This window comes from Stutzerimonas tarimensis (assembly GCF_042648805.1).
GTDB lineage: Bacteria > Pseudomonadota > Gammaproteobacteria > Pseudomonadales > Pseudomonadaceae > Azomonas > Azomonas tarimensis.
Window position 1 is genome coordinate 1 of sequence record NZ_JBHRXZ010000027.1, and the last position, 14,622, is coordinate 14,622.

At 64.4% G+C, this 14,622-nt stretch carries 13 protein-coding genes, 1 tRNA gene and 3 pseudogenes; 2 read left to right on the forward strand and 15 right to left on the reverse strand.

The annotated features are described in order from the left end of the window. The 6 genes and pseudogenes from ACFOMF_RS16660 to ACFOMF_RS16685 all read right to left on the reverse strand — a co-directional run. Positions 1 to 271: pseudogene (locus ACFOMF_RS16660) on the reverse strand (oxaloacetate decarboxylase); the annotation flags it as partial. A 13-nt stretch (positions 272 to 284) separates the two neighbouring features. Further along, the gene (locus ACFOMF_RS16665) at positions 285 to 527 is read right to left on the reverse strand and encodes an OadG family protein (protein ID WP_386366976.1); all 243 of its coding nucleotides are present in this window, start codon (positions 525 to 527) and stop codon (positions 285 to 287) included. Between the two features lie 52 nt (positions 528 to 579). Beyond that, entirely contained in the window at positions 580 to 1,350 is a 771-nt protein-coding gene (locus ACFOMF_RS16670; protein ID WP_386366977.1) for an SDR family NAD(P)-dependent oxidoreductase, read from the reverse strand. Between the two features lie 70 nt (positions 1,351 to 1,420). Further along, complete coding sequence (locus ACFOMF_RS16675; protein ID WP_386366979.1) at positions 1,421 to 2,857, reverse strand: NAD(P)(+) transhydrogenase (Re/Si-specific) subunit beta; 1,437 nt, start codon at positions 2,855 to 2,857, stop codon at positions 1,421 to 1,423. Beyond that, positions 2,858 to 3,226 (reverse strand): NAD(P) transhydrogenase subunit alpha, encoded by a 369-nt coding sequence (locus tag ACFOMF_RS16680; RefSeq protein ID WP_386366981.1) that lies wholly within the window; start codon positions 3,224 to 3,226, stop codon positions 2,858 to 2,860. 29 nt (positions 3,227 to 3,255) lie between these two features. After that, positions 3,256 to 4,377, reverse strand: a pseudogene (locus tag ACFOMF_RS16685) (Re/Si-specific NAD(P)(+) transhydrogenase subunit alpha). A 169-nt stretch (positions 4,378 to 4,546) separates the two neighbouring features. On the opposite strand from ACFOMF_RS16685, the gene ACFOMF_RS16690 reads away from it, so the two are divergent. Continuing rightward, on the forward strand, positions 4,547 to 5,437 hold the full coding sequence (locus tag ACFOMF_RS16690; RefSeq protein WP_386366983.1) for a LysR family transcriptional regulator: 891 nt from the start codon (positions 4,547 to 4,549) through the stop codon (positions 5,435 to 5,437). A 205-nt stretch (positions 5,438 to 5,642) separates the two neighbouring features. Here ACFOMF_RS16690 and ACFOMF_RS16695 read toward each other — a convergent pair whose 3' ends face one another. The 8 genes and pseudogenes from ACFOMF_RS16695 to rpsU form a co-directional block, all read right to left on the reverse strand. Next, a complete protein-coding gene (locus ACFOMF_RS16695; RefSeq protein WP_386366985.1) occupies positions 5,643 to 6,797 on the reverse strand; it encodes a Fic family protein in 1,155 nt (384 codons plus the stop codon). A gap of 221 nt (positions 6,798 to 7,018) precedes the next feature. Next, a pseudogene (locus ACFOMF_RS16700) lies at positions 7,019 to 7,128 on the reverse strand (nuclease); the annotation flags it as partial. Between the two features lie 148 nt (positions 7,129 to 7,276). Then, positions 7,277 to 7,353 (reverse strand) — tRNA-Ile (locus ACFOMF_RS16705). A gap of 57 nt (positions 7,354 to 7,410) precedes the next feature. Continuing rightward, positions 7,411 to 7,707: a N(2)-fixation sustaining protein CowN gene (gene cowN / locus ACFOMF_RS16710; protein ID WP_386366987.1), complete on the reverse strand. Its 297-nt coding sequence runs from the start codon at positions 7,705 to 7,707 to the stop codon at positions 7,411 to 7,413. A 75-nt stretch (positions 7,708 to 7,782) separates the two neighbouring features. Then, the gene (locus tag ACFOMF_RS16715) at positions 7,783 to 8,454 is read right to left on the reverse strand and encodes a Crp/Fnr family transcriptional regulator (protein ID WP_386366989.1); all 672 of its coding nucleotides are present in this window, start codon (positions 8,452 to 8,454) and stop codon (positions 7,783 to 7,785) included. 109 nt (positions 8,455 to 8,563) lie between these two features. Beyond that, complete coding sequence (gene rpoD / locus ACFOMF_RS16720) at positions 8,564 to 10,414, reverse strand: RNA polymerase sigma factor RpoD (RefSeq protein WP_386366991.1); 1,851 nt, start codon at positions 10,412 to 10,414, stop codon at positions 8,564 to 8,566. Positions 10,415 to 10,481: 67 nt separating this feature from the next. Continuing rightward, positions 10,482 to 12,374, reverse strand: coding sequence for a DNA primase (gene dnaG / locus ACFOMF_RS16725; RefSeq protein ID WP_386366993.1), 1,893 nt, complete (start codon positions 12,372 to 12,374; stop codon positions 10,482 to 10,484). 128 nt (positions 12,375 to 12,502) lie between these two features. After that, positions 12,503 to 12,718, reverse strand: coding sequence for a 30S ribosomal protein S21 (gene rpsU, locus ACFOMF_RS16730; protein ID WP_003296736.1), 216 nt, complete (start codon positions 12,716 to 12,718; stop codon positions 12,503 to 12,505). Between the two features lie 198 nt (positions 12,719 to 12,916). Here rpsU and tsaD point away from each other — a divergent pair, with 198 nt between their 5' ends. Further along, positions 12,917 to 13,942 (forward strand): tRNA (adenosine(37)-N6)-threonylcarbamoyltransferase complex transferase subunit TsaD, encoded by a 1,026-nt coding sequence (gene tsaD / locus ACFOMF_RS16735; protein WP_386366996.1) that lies wholly within the window; start codon positions 12,917 to 12,919, stop codon positions 13,940 to 13,942. Between the two features lie 89 nt (positions 13,943 to 14,031). Here the strand turns inward: tsaD and plsY are convergent, their stop codons facing one another. Further along, on the reverse strand, positions 14,032 to 14,604 hold the full coding sequence (gene plsY / locus ACFOMF_RS16740; RefSeq protein WP_386366998.1) for a glycerol-3-phosphate 1-O-acyltransferase PlsY: 573 nt from the start codon (positions 14,602 to 14,604) through the stop codon (positions 14,032 to 14,034). Positions 14,605 to 14,622: the final 18 nt, after the last annotated feature.

The following is a 14,622-nucleotide window of genomic DNA, read 5'->3' on the forward strand; positions in this document are numbered from 1 at the left end:
GGTTCTGGCCACGCAGCAGCATCTGCTGGCGGGTGTTGGGCATGGCCTGCTTCAGGGCGCGGATACGCTCCCAGGGGTCTTCTCCAAGGTAGCGGATGCAGGCATCGAAGGTCGCCCCACCCCAGGATTCCACCGACCAGAAGCCCACCTGATCGAGCTTGGGCGCGATCGGCAGCATGTCTTCCAGGCGGACCCGGGTAGCGAGGATGGATTGGTGGGCGTCACGAAGCACCACATCGGTGATGCCGAGTGGCTGGTTACGGCTGGTCATGTCGAACTCCTTTTCAGCCCCGACGGGCACGGTGGCGTTGGAGGGCGATGCGAATGGCAGTGAAGGTCTCGTCATCCACGTGCGCAGAGGGGCTTTCGACGGGTGCGAGCTGGAGTGCCTGTGGCCCTTCGAGGCGGCCCACGAGCGACGACATGAGGCGCACGCAGACGATCAGCAGTACAAGAAAGCAGAACACGAATCCCATGCCGAACAACATGAGCTCAGCGCCTCGGGCAATCATTTCGGTGGATGTCATGGTGGGGGTACTCCGGCGCTTGCGGCGCTCTTGTTGTGAAGATGAAAGGTGTCTAGAGCGAACTGATCAGGTGGCCGCCATCGACCGGAATGACCGTGCCGGTGATGTAGCGGCCTGCGTCCGAGGCGAGCAGCAGCAGTGCGCCGTCCAGGTCTTCCGGTGTCGCCACACGCCGTTGCGGAATCCGACTGATCAACCGCTGCCCGGCCTCGCTGGCCAGGAAGTCGCGGTTCAGGTCGGTCTCCACATAGCCGGGAGCGAGGGCATTTACCCTGATTTCGTGGCGAGCTAGCTCCAGCGCCATGGCCTTGCTCAACTGGATGAGCCCGGCCTTGGACGTGGCATAGGCGCTGGTGCCGCCCGCCACCCGGAGGCCAAGGATCGAGGCGACATTGATGATGCTCCCCGAGCGTTCGGCCCGGACCAGACGCCTGGCCCCTTCCCGGGCGACGATGTAGCTGCCGCCGAGGTTTGTATCGAGCACTTCGTCCCAGGCCTGCGAGTCGGTTTCCAGCAGACTCCCGGTGGCGGTGATGCCGGCGTTGTTCACCACCACCTCGACCGTGCCCAGCCCCTGTTCGACCCTGTCGAAGGCGGCCCGCACCGAGGCAGGGTCGGTCACGTCCACCGGTACTGCCAGCACCTGTGCACCGGCTTGCTCGAGCATTTGCGCCAGGGCCGTCAGCCGGTCGCTACGGCGAGCGCAGATGGCTACCCGTGCGCCGGCCCGGGCAAGGGTGCCTGCAAAGTGCTGGCCAAGCCCACTGGAAGCGCCAGTCACCAGGGCGACGCGGCCATCCAGACGAAACGAGGGCGGGTTCATGCTTGTTGGCTCTCCTGTGTTAAGCGGACGGCCTTGCCTGCGCCCGGAGGGCAGGGCAGGCGAGAGGCGATCACTCCACCGCCTTGACCATGTCCTCGATCACCTTCCTGGCATCGCCGAACACCATCATGGTCTTGTCCATGTAGAACAGCTCGTTGTCGAGGCCGGCATAGCCGCTGGCCATGGAGCGCTTGTTCACGATCACCGTGCGTGCCTTGTAGGCATCGAGGATCGGCATGCCGGCGATGGGCGAGTGCGGGTCGGTCTTGGCCGCCGGATTGACCACGTCGTTGGCGCCCAGCACCAGCACCACGTCGGTCTGGCCGAACTCGGCGTTGATGTCGTCCATCTCGAACACCTGCTCGTAGGGCACCTCGGCCTCGGCCAGCAGCACGTTCATGTGCCCCGGCATGCGCCCGGCTACCGGGTGGATGGCGAACTTCACCGTGACCCCGGCGTGGCTCAGCTTTTCGGCGAGCTCCATCAGCGCATGCTGGGCACGAGCCACCGCCAGGCCGTAGCCCGGGACGATGATCACGCTGTCGGCGTTGGCCAGCAGAAAGGCCGCATCGTCGGCCGAGCCGGACTTCACGTTGCGTTCCTGCTGCGCCGAGGCCGGGCCTGCAGCCCCGGCCTCGGCGCCGAAGCCACCGAGGATCACGTTGATGAACGAGCGGTTCATCGCCTTGCACATGATGTAGGAAAGGATCGCCCCGGAAGAACCCACCAGCGAGCCGGCGATGATCAGCATCGAGTTGTTCAGCGAAAAGCCGATCCCTGCCGCCGCCCAGCCCGAGTAGCTGTTGAGCATCGACACCACCACCGGCATGTCGGCGCCGCCGATGGGGATGATGATCAGCACGCCGATGACGAAGGCCAACACTAGCAGCATGGCAAAGGCACTGACGTTGCCGGTGAGGCTGTACACCAGCCCCAGCCCGAGGATCGCCAGGCCGATGGCCAGGTTGATCAGGTGCTGGCCCCTAAAGGCCACCGGCGCGCCCTGGAACAGGCGGAACCGGTACTTGCCCGAGAGCTTGCCAAAGGCGATCACCGAACCGGAAAAGGTGATGGCGCCGATGGCCGCGCCCAGAAACAGCTCCAGGCGATTGCCCGCCGGGATCGGGTCGGTCATGGCCGCGACGATGCCCAGCGACTGCGGCTCGACCACTGCGGCGATGGCGATGAACACCGCGGCCAGGCCGATCATGCTGTGCATGAAGGCCACCAGCTCGGGCATCTTGGTCATTTCCACGCGCCGGGCCATCAGCGTGCCGATCGAGCCTCCGATCAGCAGGCCCACCACCACGAAGCCGATGCCGGTGGAGGCGATCTCGCTGGAGAGCTGGAACACCAGCATCATCGTGGTGATGATCGCCAGGCCCATGCCGGCCATGCCGAACAGGTTGCCGCGCCGCGAACTGGTGGGGTGCGAGAGCCCCTTGAGCGCCTGGATGAAGCACACCGAGGCGACCATGTACTGCAGGGTGATCAGGTTCATGCTCATCTACTTGGCCTCCGCCAGCACGGCGACCTGCGCCGAAGCGACGTCAGCCGAGGCAGGGTTCGCAGCAGGCGCGGCCTTTGGCGCCTTCTTGCGAAACATCTCCAGCATCCGCCGGGTAACCAGGAAACCGCCGAACACGTTCACCGCGGCCAGCCCCACCGCCAGGGTGCCCATGGCCTTGCCCAGCGGGGTCAGGGTGAGTGCGGCGGCCAGCATGGCGCCAACGATGACGATGGCGGAAATCGCGTTGGTCACCGCCATCAGGGGCGTGTGCAGGGCCGGGGTGACGTTCCACACCACGTGGTATCCCACGTAGATCGCCAGCATGAAGATGATCAGGTTGTAGACGCCGTCGGAAATCATGTCCATGAGAAAGCCTCTTGTCGTTGTTCTGGGGGTCAGCGGTTCTGGCGCAACACCTGGCCGCCTTCGCACATCAGGCAGGCGGCGACGATGTCGTCCTCGCGGTCGGGGGCAAGGCGCCCCTCGCCATCGATCACCAGCTTGAGGAAATCCAGCAGGTTGCGGGCGTAGAGCGCCGAGGCATCGGCAGCGACCCGGGCCGGCAGGTTGCTGTAGCCGATCAGTGTCACCCCGTGCCGGATCACCACCTGATCGGGCTCGGTGAGCGGGCAGTTACCGCCTTGGGCGGCGGCCAGATCCACCACCACCGAGCCCGGCTTCATCTGCGTCACCGTTTCCTCGTGCAGCAGGGTCGGAGCCCGGCGGCCGGGGATCAGCGCGGTGGTGATGACAATGTCGGCCTGCCGGGCACGCTCGTGCACCGCCTGGGCCTGGCGCTTCATCCAGCTTTCCGGCATCGGCCGGGCATAACCGCCGACGCCCTCGGCTCAGGCGCACTCCTCCTCGGTCTCGAAAGGCACCTCGATGAACCTGGCACCAAGCGACTCGATCTGCTCCTTGACTGCCGGGCGCACATCCGACGCCTCGACCACCGCGCCCAGGCGCTTGGCCGTGGCGATCGCCTGCAAGCCGGCCACCCCGGCGCCGAGCACCAGCACCCGCGCCGCCTTTACAGTGCCGGCGGCAGTCATCAGCATCGGCATGAAGCGTGGGTAATGATCAGCGGCCAGCAACACCGCCTTGTAGCCGGCGATGTTGGCCTGTGACGACAGCACATCGAGGCTCTGGGCGCGGGAGGTGCGCGGGGCGGCCTCCAGGGCGAAGGCGGTGAGGCCGCGTTTGGCCATCCGCGTGATCAGGGCATCATCGAAGGGATCGAGCATGCCCACCAGTGCCGCGCCGGGGTTCATCAACCCCAGCTCGGCATCACTGGGCGAGGCGACCTTCAGCACCAACTCGGCACCCAGAGCATCCGAGGCGGTACCAAGGCTGGCACCGACGGCGGCAAAAGCCGTGTCGGGCAGGGCAGCGGCAAGGCCGGCGTCATGCTCGAGCGTGACCTGATGGCCCTGGGCGATGAGTTTCCTCACGGTATCCGGGGTCGCGGCGACACGCGTCTCCCCGGGGCGGGTTTCGAGGGGAATGCCTATGTGCACGTCAGGCTCCTTTGTTCTTGTTAGAGGCCGTTGCAGTGCCGGTCAGAAGGCACCGGGCGTCTGGATCATAGCAAAAACAAAACAATATGGTATGTTTTTATATGGGCCGTCGTCTGGCTTTTCCCCGGCATCCCGGCACAATGCAGCCACACAGATAAAAGGCGGCGACATGGACTGGGACAACCTCCGCTATTTTCTCGAGCTTTCGCGGGCCGGCCGCCTCACCGCGGCCGCACGGCGGCTCGGGGTCGATCACACCACCGTGGCGCGGCGGGTCCAGGCGCTGGAGAAGTCACTCGGGCGTCCGTTGTTCCTGCGATCGGGTAGCGGCTACAGCCTGACCGAGGCCGGCCGCCGCCTGTCCGCCCAGGCCGAGGCGATGGAAAGCGCGTTCCTCTCCATCGAGCAGGAAGTGGATGAAGGCAGCGGCGGGGTGTCCGGCCTGGTGCGCATCGGCGCGACCGAAGGCTTCGGCGTTGAGTTCCTGGCCGGACAGCTTGCCGGGCTCACACGCCTGCACCCGGACCTGCACATCGATCTCCTGGCCGTTCCGCGCATGGTGCGCCTGGCCCGCCACGAAGCGGACATCGCCATCACCCTCGAACGCCCGGAGCGGGGCCCCTACATCATTACCCGGCTGACCGACTACTCCCTGCGCCTCTACGCCTCGGCAGACTACCTGGACAGCCACGCGCCCATCCGCCGCCGCGAAGACCTGCGCGAGCACGGCTTTGTCAGCTACATCGAGGATCTGCTCTACAGCAAGGAACTGACCTACTTCGATGAAATCGGCAAACCCGGCCAGGCGTCCCTGCGCAGCACCAGCATCCTCGCGCAACTGGAAGCCGCGAAGGCCGGAGCCGGCCTCGCCATCCTGCCCAACTTCGCCGCCAGTCACGCGCCTGGGCTGCAGCAGGTGCTGGCCGAAGAGGTGGAATTCATCCGCACGTTCTGGATGCTCATGCCCGTGGAGAGCAAGGACATCGCCCGCATGCGGGTCACCTGGGATTTCCTGCGGGAGGCTGTTGCGGCTCATCAGGGGTTGATGATGGGGCGCTGAGTGGGCCAGCAGTACCGAGCCGACATTGTTCGTTCTCGACACCAACGTAGTGTCCGAACTGCGAAAGGTTCGGGTTGGCAAAGCTGACCCGAACGTTGCGGCATGGACTGAACGCGCGCTCGCGGATCTGCTTCATCGCGTCGGCCAGCTCCGAGCTCCTCGAATTCGTCATCCAGTGCATCTGTAGCCAGGCTGCCAGCCGCCCTCACGGGCCGATCGATGCGCCGCTATCTCCGCCGTCAGTGTTCGCGCGATAACGCGTGCTGCGCCCACCACCAGAAAGGCGGACCAAGCAGCCTTTCGCAAGGAGGTCCGCAAGGTGGCGGGTCGCAGTGGCCTTGGAAACCTTGGCGACGGCCTGGTACTGAGCGGCGCTGATGCCGTCCTCAAAGCCGCGTTCGCCGCCATCTAGCAGGCGATTGAGCACTTTGACCTGTTCGGTGGAAAGGGGCTGGCCGCGATGCGTCTGCCAGAAGCGCGCCTTGGCCAGCACTCTGTCGATGCGGGCAAGGGCTTGCTCCAAACTCTTGAGTAACGTGTCGAGAAACCACTGCAGCCAAGCGGTGATATCCAGCGTGCCTTTCTGGCTGGCTTCGAGGATGCGGTAATAGCCGGCGCGGTCATCAAGGATACTGGCGGACATGGCGTAGAAACGAATGGCCTGCTGCTCACCCTGGGCCAGCGCCAAGTCGGTGATAGCGCGAGTGAGGCGGCCATTGCCATCATCGAAGGGGTGGAGGGTGACGAACCAGAAATGGGCAATCCCAGCGCGCAACGACGGGTCGAGGCTGGCATCGCTGCGGCTGCTCTCGAACCAAGTGAGAAACTTGGACAGTTGCTCTTCCAGTCCGGTGCGCGGCGGTGCCTCAAAATGCACCGTAGGCTGGTCGATGCGGCCAGAAACAACCTGCATAGGCTCGTCGCCACGCAGTGCACCGATCCGTAGCGGGCGCGCTGACAGGTTGTCATCGCTGGGGAACAGCCAGCAGTGCCACTTGTACAGTCTCTGCAGGTCTAGCGGCTGCTGATGTGCGCAAGTTGCATCTAGCAGCAATTCCGCCAGGCCTTCTGAGCGCGCCGTGGTGCGACCTTCCTCGCTAACCCCCAAGCGCCGCGCTAGCGAGGAACGCACCGAGCCGACGTTCAGCTGCTCGCCCTCAATGGCTGATGAAGTAACGATGTTCTGCAGCATGGCATCCAGGCTGCTTTGCGCTTCGGTATCACTCCCGACCGCACCGAGCATGCCGAGCAAGCGCCCCTGGGCCTGCGTGCAGGCGCGCAGCAGCGGGGCAAGCGGTTCGGCTTGCCAGCTGAAGTGCGGCCACTCGGGCTGCTGCCAGATCCAGAAAGGGTCGTTCATGGGGCTTGCTCACTGTGAGCCGATTAGCGAATCTATTCGGCTCATTAGGTGAGCCGATCATGCCGGTTATTCGGCTCACTGTCTAATTGAGGATTAGAGCCGGTGAGGGCGGGAGGCGCTTAACGAACCGCATTTTTTGCGGCGATCATGCCTTTGGCTCGGGCAGCAACCTCAATGGGATTCGCTATATACGCGGCGTCTCTGGTTTCCAGGGCATCATCGGTGATGACCGAGTGCAGGTTTTCGGGGTTTACGCTAAGGGTGGCTTCCAGTGCCTTGAGGTGCGCTTGTAGTTCTGCCGCATCGGGTTCTGGAATTTGAAGGTGCGCTTGTTTGTAGCTTCAGGGCTACAGATAGACTGGCGCGCCTCTGCTCCGGCGTCGGGTTTCCGGCTGGAGGCGCTGTTCGCAGCGGGTGGGGTTTGTGATCAGGCGCTGGGGCCAAAAAGCATGAAGCCGCGCTAGGCGCGGCTTTGAAGGTGGTGGGCCCACACGGACTCGAACCGTGGACCAAAGGATTATGAGTCCTCTGCTCTAACCAACTGAGCTATAGGCCCCCAGAAGGCTGGCGGATTATACCGGCCGGGCCTTGGGTGCGCCAACTGATTGCGAGGTCAGCAGCAGTCGTCTTCCACGCGCTGCAGCAGGGAGACCATTTCGTGGTCGCCGTTGCGCTCGAAGAGTTCGTGGATGACGTTGATTTGGGCGTGGAGGATCAGGCGGGCGTCGGGTTCGAAGCCGTTGCGGGTGCCGATCTTGTCGCGAAAGTAGCCGCAGAGGGAGCAGCTGCCGTCGTCCTTTCGGATGTAGTGCTGGATGCGCGAGTAGATGGTGCGGATGCTGCGGTCGCATTCGATGTAGGGCAATGGCTGGTCGCCGGCGACGTTGCGATAGGTGGTGAGGCTGGGCATGGCATCTCTCCTGGTTCCGGTTGGGCGGTGTCTGGCCGTGGCGGTGATGCTAGGAGGTGCCTGAGGGTGCGTCTGTCAGCCAGCCGACACCTTGCCGGCGCGCTGGCTGCGCTGTTTGAGCAGGTCGGGGCGGTGGATGTCGAAGGTTCCCGGCCGGACCCGGCTGAGGATGCCTTCGCGGGCCATCCGGTTGATCAGCGAGGACACGGTCTGACGGGTGGTACCGAGCAGGCGGGCAATGTCTTCGGTGTTGAGGTCCAGTTCCAGGCGTTGCACACCGTCATGCAGGCGTCCCTTGCGGCTGAGCATGCCGTCGAAGAAGCGCGCCAGGCGGCCTTCGACGTCGCGAAAGGCGAGGTCTTCGATCAGGCGCATGGAGTTGGCCAGGGTCTGGCCAAGCACGCGAATGACGATGGGCACGGCGCCGGGCAGCGAGCCGAGGGTGCTGAGCATCAGGGCGGTGTCGCCGACCAGTACGTCGGTGGGGCGCACGGCCTGCAGGTAGGCGCCGCTGTGGGTGCTGTAGATGTCCCCCGCTTCGAGAAAGGTGAGCGAGTACTCCTTGTCTTCAAAGGACAGGAACACCCGAATGCGGCCGCTGCGTACGATGAACACGCTGTTGCGCGAGCCGCCTGGGCTGCCGATGAGCTCGCCTTCCACCAGGCTGCGCTGGTGAAAACCCTGGAGCAGAGCGGCCTGGTCAAGGGCCTGGAGTCGGTCGGCGTTGGTGCTGTCGGATCCGTGCATGGCGTTCGGTCCGTCCGTGGGCGAAGGCCGAGCATAACGCGGTCTGATGGGCGGTGGGGAGTCTGCCGGGGCGGATGGCAAAAGCCCCGGCTGGTCCGGGGCTTCTGGTTCACTCGTCGAGGAAGGAGCGTAGATGCTCGCTACGCGTGGGATGGCGCAACTTGCGAAGCGCCTTGGCCTCGATCTGGCGGATGCGCTCGCGGGTGACATCGAACTGCTTGCCGACTTCCTCGAGGGTGTGGTCGGTGTTCATGTCGATGCCAAAGCGCATGCGCAGGACCTTGGCCTCACGTGCGGTAAGCCCGGAAAGCACTTCGCGGGTGGCTTCCTTGAGGCTCTCCACGGTGGCCACCTCGATGGGCGACTGCATGGTGGAGTCTTCGATGAAGTCGCCCAGGTGCGAGTCTTCGTCGTCGCCGATGGGCGTCTCCATGGAGATCGGTTCCTTGGCGATCTTCAGGACCTTGCGGATCTTGTCCTCGGGCATTTCCATGCGCTCGCCCAGCTCTTCCGGGGTCGGTTCGCGACCCATCTCCTGCAGCATCTGGCGGGAAATGCGGTTGAGCTTGTTGATCGTCTCGATCATGTGCACCGGGATACGGATGGTACGCGCCTGATCGGCGATCGAGCGGGTGATCGCCTGGCGAATCCACCAGGTGGCGTAGGTCGAGAACTTGTAGCCGCGGCGGTATTCGAACTTGTCCACCGCCTTCATCAGGCCGATGTTGCCTTCCTGGATCAGGTCGAGGAATTGTAGGCCGCGGTTGGTGTACTTCTTGGCGATGGAGATCACCAGGCGCAGGTTGGCCTCGACCATTTCCTTCTTGGCGCGGCGAGCCTTGGCTTCGCCGATGGACATGCGACGGTTGATGTCCTTGATGTCGGCGATGCTCAGGCCGACTTCCTTCTCCAGGTCGATCAGCTTCTGCTGGTTGGCCTTGATCGCAGGCGCCTGGGCGGCCAGGGCATCGGCGTACTTGCTCTTGCCGCTGGCAATGCCGTCGGCCCAGTCGAGGTTGGTCTCCTCGTTGGGGAACAGGCGCAGGAAGTCACCGCGGGGCATGCGCGCATCGCGCACAGCCAGCTGCATGATGGCGCGTTCCTGGCCGCGGATGTTGGCCAGGGAGGTCCGCACGCGCTCCACCAGGGCGTCATACTGCTTGGGAATGAGCTTGATGGGCATGAACAGTTCGGCAAGGGCGAACAGCTCTTCGACAGCCTGGTCGCTGTGGCGGCCATGCTTCTTGATCGTCTTCTTGGCCTTCTCGAGCTGCTCGGCTACCGCGCCGAAGCGCAGGCGAGCCACCTCGGGGTCCGGGCCGCCATCGCCTTCTTCTTCCTCGTCGTCGCTGTCGCCTTCTTCCTCGTCGTCCTTTTCGTCGTCACCGGCGGCCTTGGCGGCTGGCGGGGCGACGGGCACGACTTCCTCGGCGGCGGCGCCATCGTCGTCCGGATCGATGTAGCCACTGAAGACGTCAGTCAGGCGGCCACCTTCGGTGGTCACCCGCTCATACTCGGCGAGGATGCTGTCGACCGTGCCGGGGAAGTGGGCGATCGCGCTCATGACTTCGCGAATGCCTTCCTCGATGCGCTTGGCGATCTCGATTTCGCCTTCGCGGGTCAGCAGTTCGACCGTACCCATTTCACGCATGTACATGCGCACCGGGTCGGTGGTGCGGCCGATGTCGGTCTCCACCGCAGCCAGGGCGGCGGCGGCTTCTTCGGCGGCGGCTTCGTCGGTATCGGCCTCGGCCAGGAGCAGGGCATCGGCATCCGGAGCGGTCTCGAATACATTGATGCCCATGTCATTGATCATGCGGATGATGTCTTCCACCTGCTCAGGATCGGAAATATCCTCAGGCAGGTGGTCGTTGACCTCGGCATAGGTCAGGTAGCCTTGCTCTCGGCCACGCTGAATCAACTCTTTGAGACGGGACTGCTGTTGCGCTTTTCCGGACATAAAACCCTATCCACTGATAGTTCTGGCGGGCTGAATACAAGCTGAGCATTATAGCCCAGACCTGACCTCAGGCGCCAGTTGAGGTCGGGGAGACGGGTGCCTTGTCGCGTTGCAACAAGTCACGTAGATGATCCTTTTCCTCGGCACTGAGTTCACCTTCGCGTGCTTTGCGGAGCAGGTGCTCGAGGCGGCGCTCGTGCTGAGCGGCGGCTAGACGATTAATGGTGTCGAAAAATTGCTGTTCAAGGTTGTCACTTGAAATCAGCCATTCCTTCTCTGCCAGAGCGCGCAGCAGGCGACCTTGATCGGTGCCGTGCCAGCGGGCCAGCAGTTGCAGCGTCCGCAGCCCGGGATTCTTCTGCAGGGCGCCCAGCAGGGCTACCAGTAATTGGGCATAGGTGTGGTCTTCTTCGGCGAAATGGCTGACATCCTCGACTTTCTGGGCGAGTTCCGGGTGGCGAAGCAGGGTGCGCAGGGCTGCCAGGGTTGGCGGTTCCACCGCGACGGGAGCGCGCTTTTCACGGCGCTGGAAATCCTGTCGGGGACGGTCCTTCTGCCATTCCTTGCGCTTCGGCTTGCCGTGGGTATTCCGATAAGCGGTCGGCGCGGGGCTCTCCTGCTCCTCGACGTTGCGAAAGTACGACTCTTCCGAGGGCTGCGGTGGGCGTGGCGAGGCGGGCTCGGACGCCGCCTCGCCACTCAGGCCGGTCAGTTCGCCCAGGCGGCGACGCATCAGTGCGCGCAGGTTGGCCCCCGGAATCTTTTCGATCAGTGGTGCGGCGAGGGTGGCAAGGTGCGCCTTGCCTTCCAGTGAGCGGGGGTCGGCTTCTTCGGAAAGTTGCTGGAAGAAGTAGTCGGCCAATGGCTGGGCCTGCTGGAGCATGCGCGCGCGAAAGGCGTCTTCGCCTTCGGCGCGGACCAGGCTGTCCGGATCCTCGCCTTCGGGGACGAACAGAAAGCGCGCACGCTTGCCGTCCTGCAGGTTCGGCAGCGTCGCTTCCAGGGCTCGCCAGGCGGCCTTGCGCCCGGCCATGTCGCCGTCAAAGCAGAACAGGATGTTTGGAACCAGGCGGAACAGTCGCTTGATGTGCTCCTCGCTTGTGGCCGTACCGAGGGTGGCCACTGCGTTGCGCAGCCCTTGCTGGGCAAGGGCGATGACGTCCATGTAACCCTCTACCACCAGCACTTCGTCGAGGTCGCGGTTGTACTTGCGCGCTTCGTAGAGGCCGTAGAGTTCCTGGCCTTTATGGAATACCGGGGTTTCCGGAGAGTTGAGGTACTTGGGCTTGTCGTCGCCCAGGACCCGGCCGCCAAAAGCGATCACTCGTCCGCGGCTGTCGCGGATAGGAAACATGATCCGGTCGCGAAAGCGGTCGTAGCGCTTGCCGTTCTCGGCATTCTCGATGAGCAGGCCGGCGTCGATCATGGCCTTCTGCTGCAGACTGTCACCGCCCAGGTGCTTGAGCAGGTTGTCCCAGCCGGGAGGCGCGAAGCCCAGGCCGAAATCGCGAGCGATCACCCCGGTCAGTCCGCGGCCCTTGAGGTAGTCCACCGCGGCGCGCCGCGCCGGATGCTGCTTGAGCGCCTGGCGGAAATACTCGGCGGACGCTTCCAGCAGGGGGTAGAGGGGTGAGTCGACCGGTTGCCTGGGCTTGTGGCCGCGCGAGTCTTCTCGCGGGACGTCCAGGCCGGCGCGCTTGGCCAGATCCTCGACCGCCTGTGGAAAGTCCAGGTGGTCGTGGTCCATGATGAAGCCCAGGGCGTTGCCGCCAGCGCCGCAACCAAAGCAGTAGTAGAACTGCTTGTCGGGGCTGACCGAGAACGAGGGGGTCTTCTCATTGTGGAAGGGGCAGCGCGCGGTGTAGTTTTTCCCGGCTTTCTTCAGCGCGATACGAGAACCCACCACTTCGACGATGTCGGTGCGGTTGAGGAGATCGTCGATGAAGCTTTGCGGGATCATGCCAGCGGCGACTCGGAGCTCAGGCGGTAAGCCAGAAACGACAAGACTCCGCAGGTTCGCCCTTGGCGAAGCGGAGTCTTTCGGCTGGGTCGGCAGGCCGACCCGATGCGGGAGTCAGTGCAGGTCTGTCAGTACAGACGGACGCTGCGACGCTGCTCGCGCTGAACCTTCTTGGCATGACGCTTGACGGCAGCGGCCGCCTTGCGCTTGCGCTCGGAAGTGGGCTTCTCGTAGAACTCGCGGCTGCGCACTTCGGCCAGTACACCGGCCTTTTCGCAGGAGCGCTTGAAGCGACGCAGGGCTACGTCGAAAGGTTCGTTCTCTTTAACTTTGACAGCGGGCATCCAGGGCGTACCTTCAACTTGATTACCGGGCAACGCGCTTCGGCAAATGGCTCGCAGCACGCTGGGATTTAAGGGTTGCGGATGTTACCCCGTTGACCTGGCGAATGCAAAGCCCTGCAGTCGAAAAGCGCTGGTCGGTACCTGGCCTGACCTTTACTATGCGCGGCTCTCATTTGCTACCTCTCAGGTGCTGTACCCATGCTAGTGCTGGGCTTGGAAACCTCCTGCGATGAAACCGGCGTGGCGCTGTACGACAGCGATCAGGGCCTGCTGGCCGATGCGCTGTTCAGCCAGATCGACCTGCATCGCCTCTATGGCGGGGTGGTGCCGGAGCTTGCCTCGCGTGACCACGTCAAGCGGATGCTGCCGCTGATCCGTGAGGTGCTCACGAACGCTGGGAAGGCCCCGGCAGATATTCAGGCGGTCGCCTACACGGCAGGCCCCGGCCTGGTCGGTGCGCTTCTGGTGGGCGCCTCTTGCGCCCAGGCGCTGGCCCTGGGCTGGGGCATACCGGCTCTTGGCGTGCACCACATGGAAGGGCATCTGCTGGCACCGATGCTCGAGGAGCAGCCGCCGGCGTTTCCCTTCGTGGCCCTGCTGGTGTCCGGCGGGCATACCCAACTGGTCAAGGTCGATGGCATCGGCCGCTACGAGTTGCTCGGCGAGTCGGTCGACGACGCGGCGGGCGAAGCCTTCGACAAGACCGCCAAGCTGCTCGGGCTCGGCTACCCGGGCGGGCCGGAGATTGCCCGCCTGGCGCTTCGTGGTACGCCTGGGCGCTTCGTGTTTCCGCGGCCGATGACCGACCGGCCTGGGCTGGATTTCAGCTTCAGCGGGCTCAAGACCTTTGCGCTGAACACTTGGCAGCAGTGCCGTACCGCCGGCGACGAGGGCGAGCAGACGCGCTGCGATATTGCCCTGGCCTTCGAGCAGGCGGTGGTCGCTACGCTGACCATCAAATGCCGTCGAGCCCTGAAGCAGACCGGCCTCAAGCAACTGGTGATCGCCGGTGGCGTCAGCGCCAACCAGGCGTTGCGATCCTCACTGGCTGACATGCTGGAGGAGTTGGGCGGGCAGGTATTCTATGCGCGGCCGCGTTTCTGTACCGATAACGGTGCGATGATCGCCTATGCCGGCTGCCAGCGGCTGCTGGCCGGGCAGCACGAGGGGCCGGCGATTGGTGTGCAGGCGCGCTGGTCGATGGAGAGTCTGCCAGCGATCTGATCGCGCTCCTCCGTTAGCCGGCAGCGACAGGCCCGCGAGAAAGGCGGAGCGGCTGCTTGACCCGCGCGCGGCGTGCCTCCAGCCTGTCTCTAGCGTTTGAAACGGTGCTCCTTGCCGGCGTAGAGCTTCTCGAGATTGACCCGGTGCCGCCAGACGATAAGGCAGGCCAGCAGGCTCATGGGCATCAGGCCAGTCTGCTGCCAGGCCAGCAGTGGCAGGCTCAGGGCCAGGGCGCAGAGTGCCGCCAGCGAGCTGGTACGGGTCAGACCGAAGGTGGCGGCCCAGCCGACGACCGCCAACAGGGCGGCCGGCCAGGACAGACCGAACAGGACGCCGGCCGCGGTGGCGACACCCTTGCCGCCATGGAAGCGAAAGAACAGCGGAAATGTATGCCCGGCCACCGCAGCGAGACCGATCCAGGCTTGCTGATCAGGCGACAGGCCCAGCGCGCGAGCCAGCAGCACGGGGAGCAATCCCTTGCAGAGATCGCCGAGCAGGGTGAGAACGGCCAGGCGCTTGCCGGCCACGCGGTACATGTTGGTGGCGCCCGGGTTGCCGGAGCCGCTGTCGCGCGGGTCGGGCAGGCCCGTCAGGCGGCTGAGCAGGATGGCGAACGACAGCGAGCCGAGCAGGTAGGCGAGCAGGGTCAGCAGCCAGAACATTGATATTAATCCGGAGCA

Bases quoted from the DNA above. Each gene is read 5' to 3' on its own strand.
- ACFOMF_RS16665 (WP_386366976.1), bottom strand. From the start codon at position 527: ATGACATCCACCGAAATGATTGCCCGAGGCGCTGAGCTCATGTTGTTC.
- ACFOMF_RS16670 (WP_386366977.1), bottom strand. From the start codon at position 1,350: ATGAACCCGCCCTCGTTTCGTCTGGATGGCCGCGTCGCCCTGGTGACT.
- ACFOMF_RS16675 (WP_386366979.1), bottom strand. From the start codon at position 2,857: ATGAGCATGAACCTGATCACCCTGCAGTACATGGTCGCCTCGGTGTGC.
- ACFOMF_RS16680 (WP_386366981.1), bottom strand. From the start codon at position 3,226: ATGGACATGATTTCCGACGGCGTCTACAACCTGATCATCTTCATGCTG.
- ACFOMF_RS16690 (WP_386366983.1), top strand. From the start codon at position 4,547: ATGGACTGGGACAACCTCCGCTATTTTCTCGAGCTTTCGCGGGCCGGC.
- ACFOMF_RS16695 (WP_386366985.1), bottom strand. From the start codon at position 6,797: ATGAACGACCCTTTCTGGATCTGGCAGCAGCCCGAGTGGCCGCACTTC.
- cowN (WP_386366987.1), bottom strand. From the start codon at position 7,707: ATGCCCAGCCTCACCACCTATCGCAACGTCGCCGGCGACCAGCCATTG.
- ACFOMF_RS16715 (WP_386366989.1), bottom strand. From the start codon at position 8,454: ATGCACGGATCCGACAGCACCAACGCCGACCGACTCCAGGCCCTTGAC.
- rpoD (WP_386366991.1), bottom strand. From the start codon at position 10,414: ATGTCCGGAAAAGCGCAACAGCAGTCCCGTCTCAAAGAGTTGATTCAG.
- dnaG (WP_386366993.1), bottom strand. From the start codon at position 12,374: ATGATCCCGCAAAGCTTCATCGACGATCTCCTCAACCGCACCGACATC.
- rpsU (WP_003296736.1), bottom strand. From the start codon at position 12,718: ATGCCCGCTGTCAAAGTTAAAGAGAACGAACCTTTCGACGTAGCCCTG.
- tsaD (WP_386366996.1), top strand. From the start codon at position 12,917: ATGCTAGTGCTGGGCTTGGAAACCTCCTGCGATGAAACCGGCGTGGCG.
- plsY (WP_386366998.1), bottom strand. From the start codon at position 14,604: ATGTTCTGGCTGCTGACCCTGCTCGCCTACCTGCTCGGCTCGCTGTCG.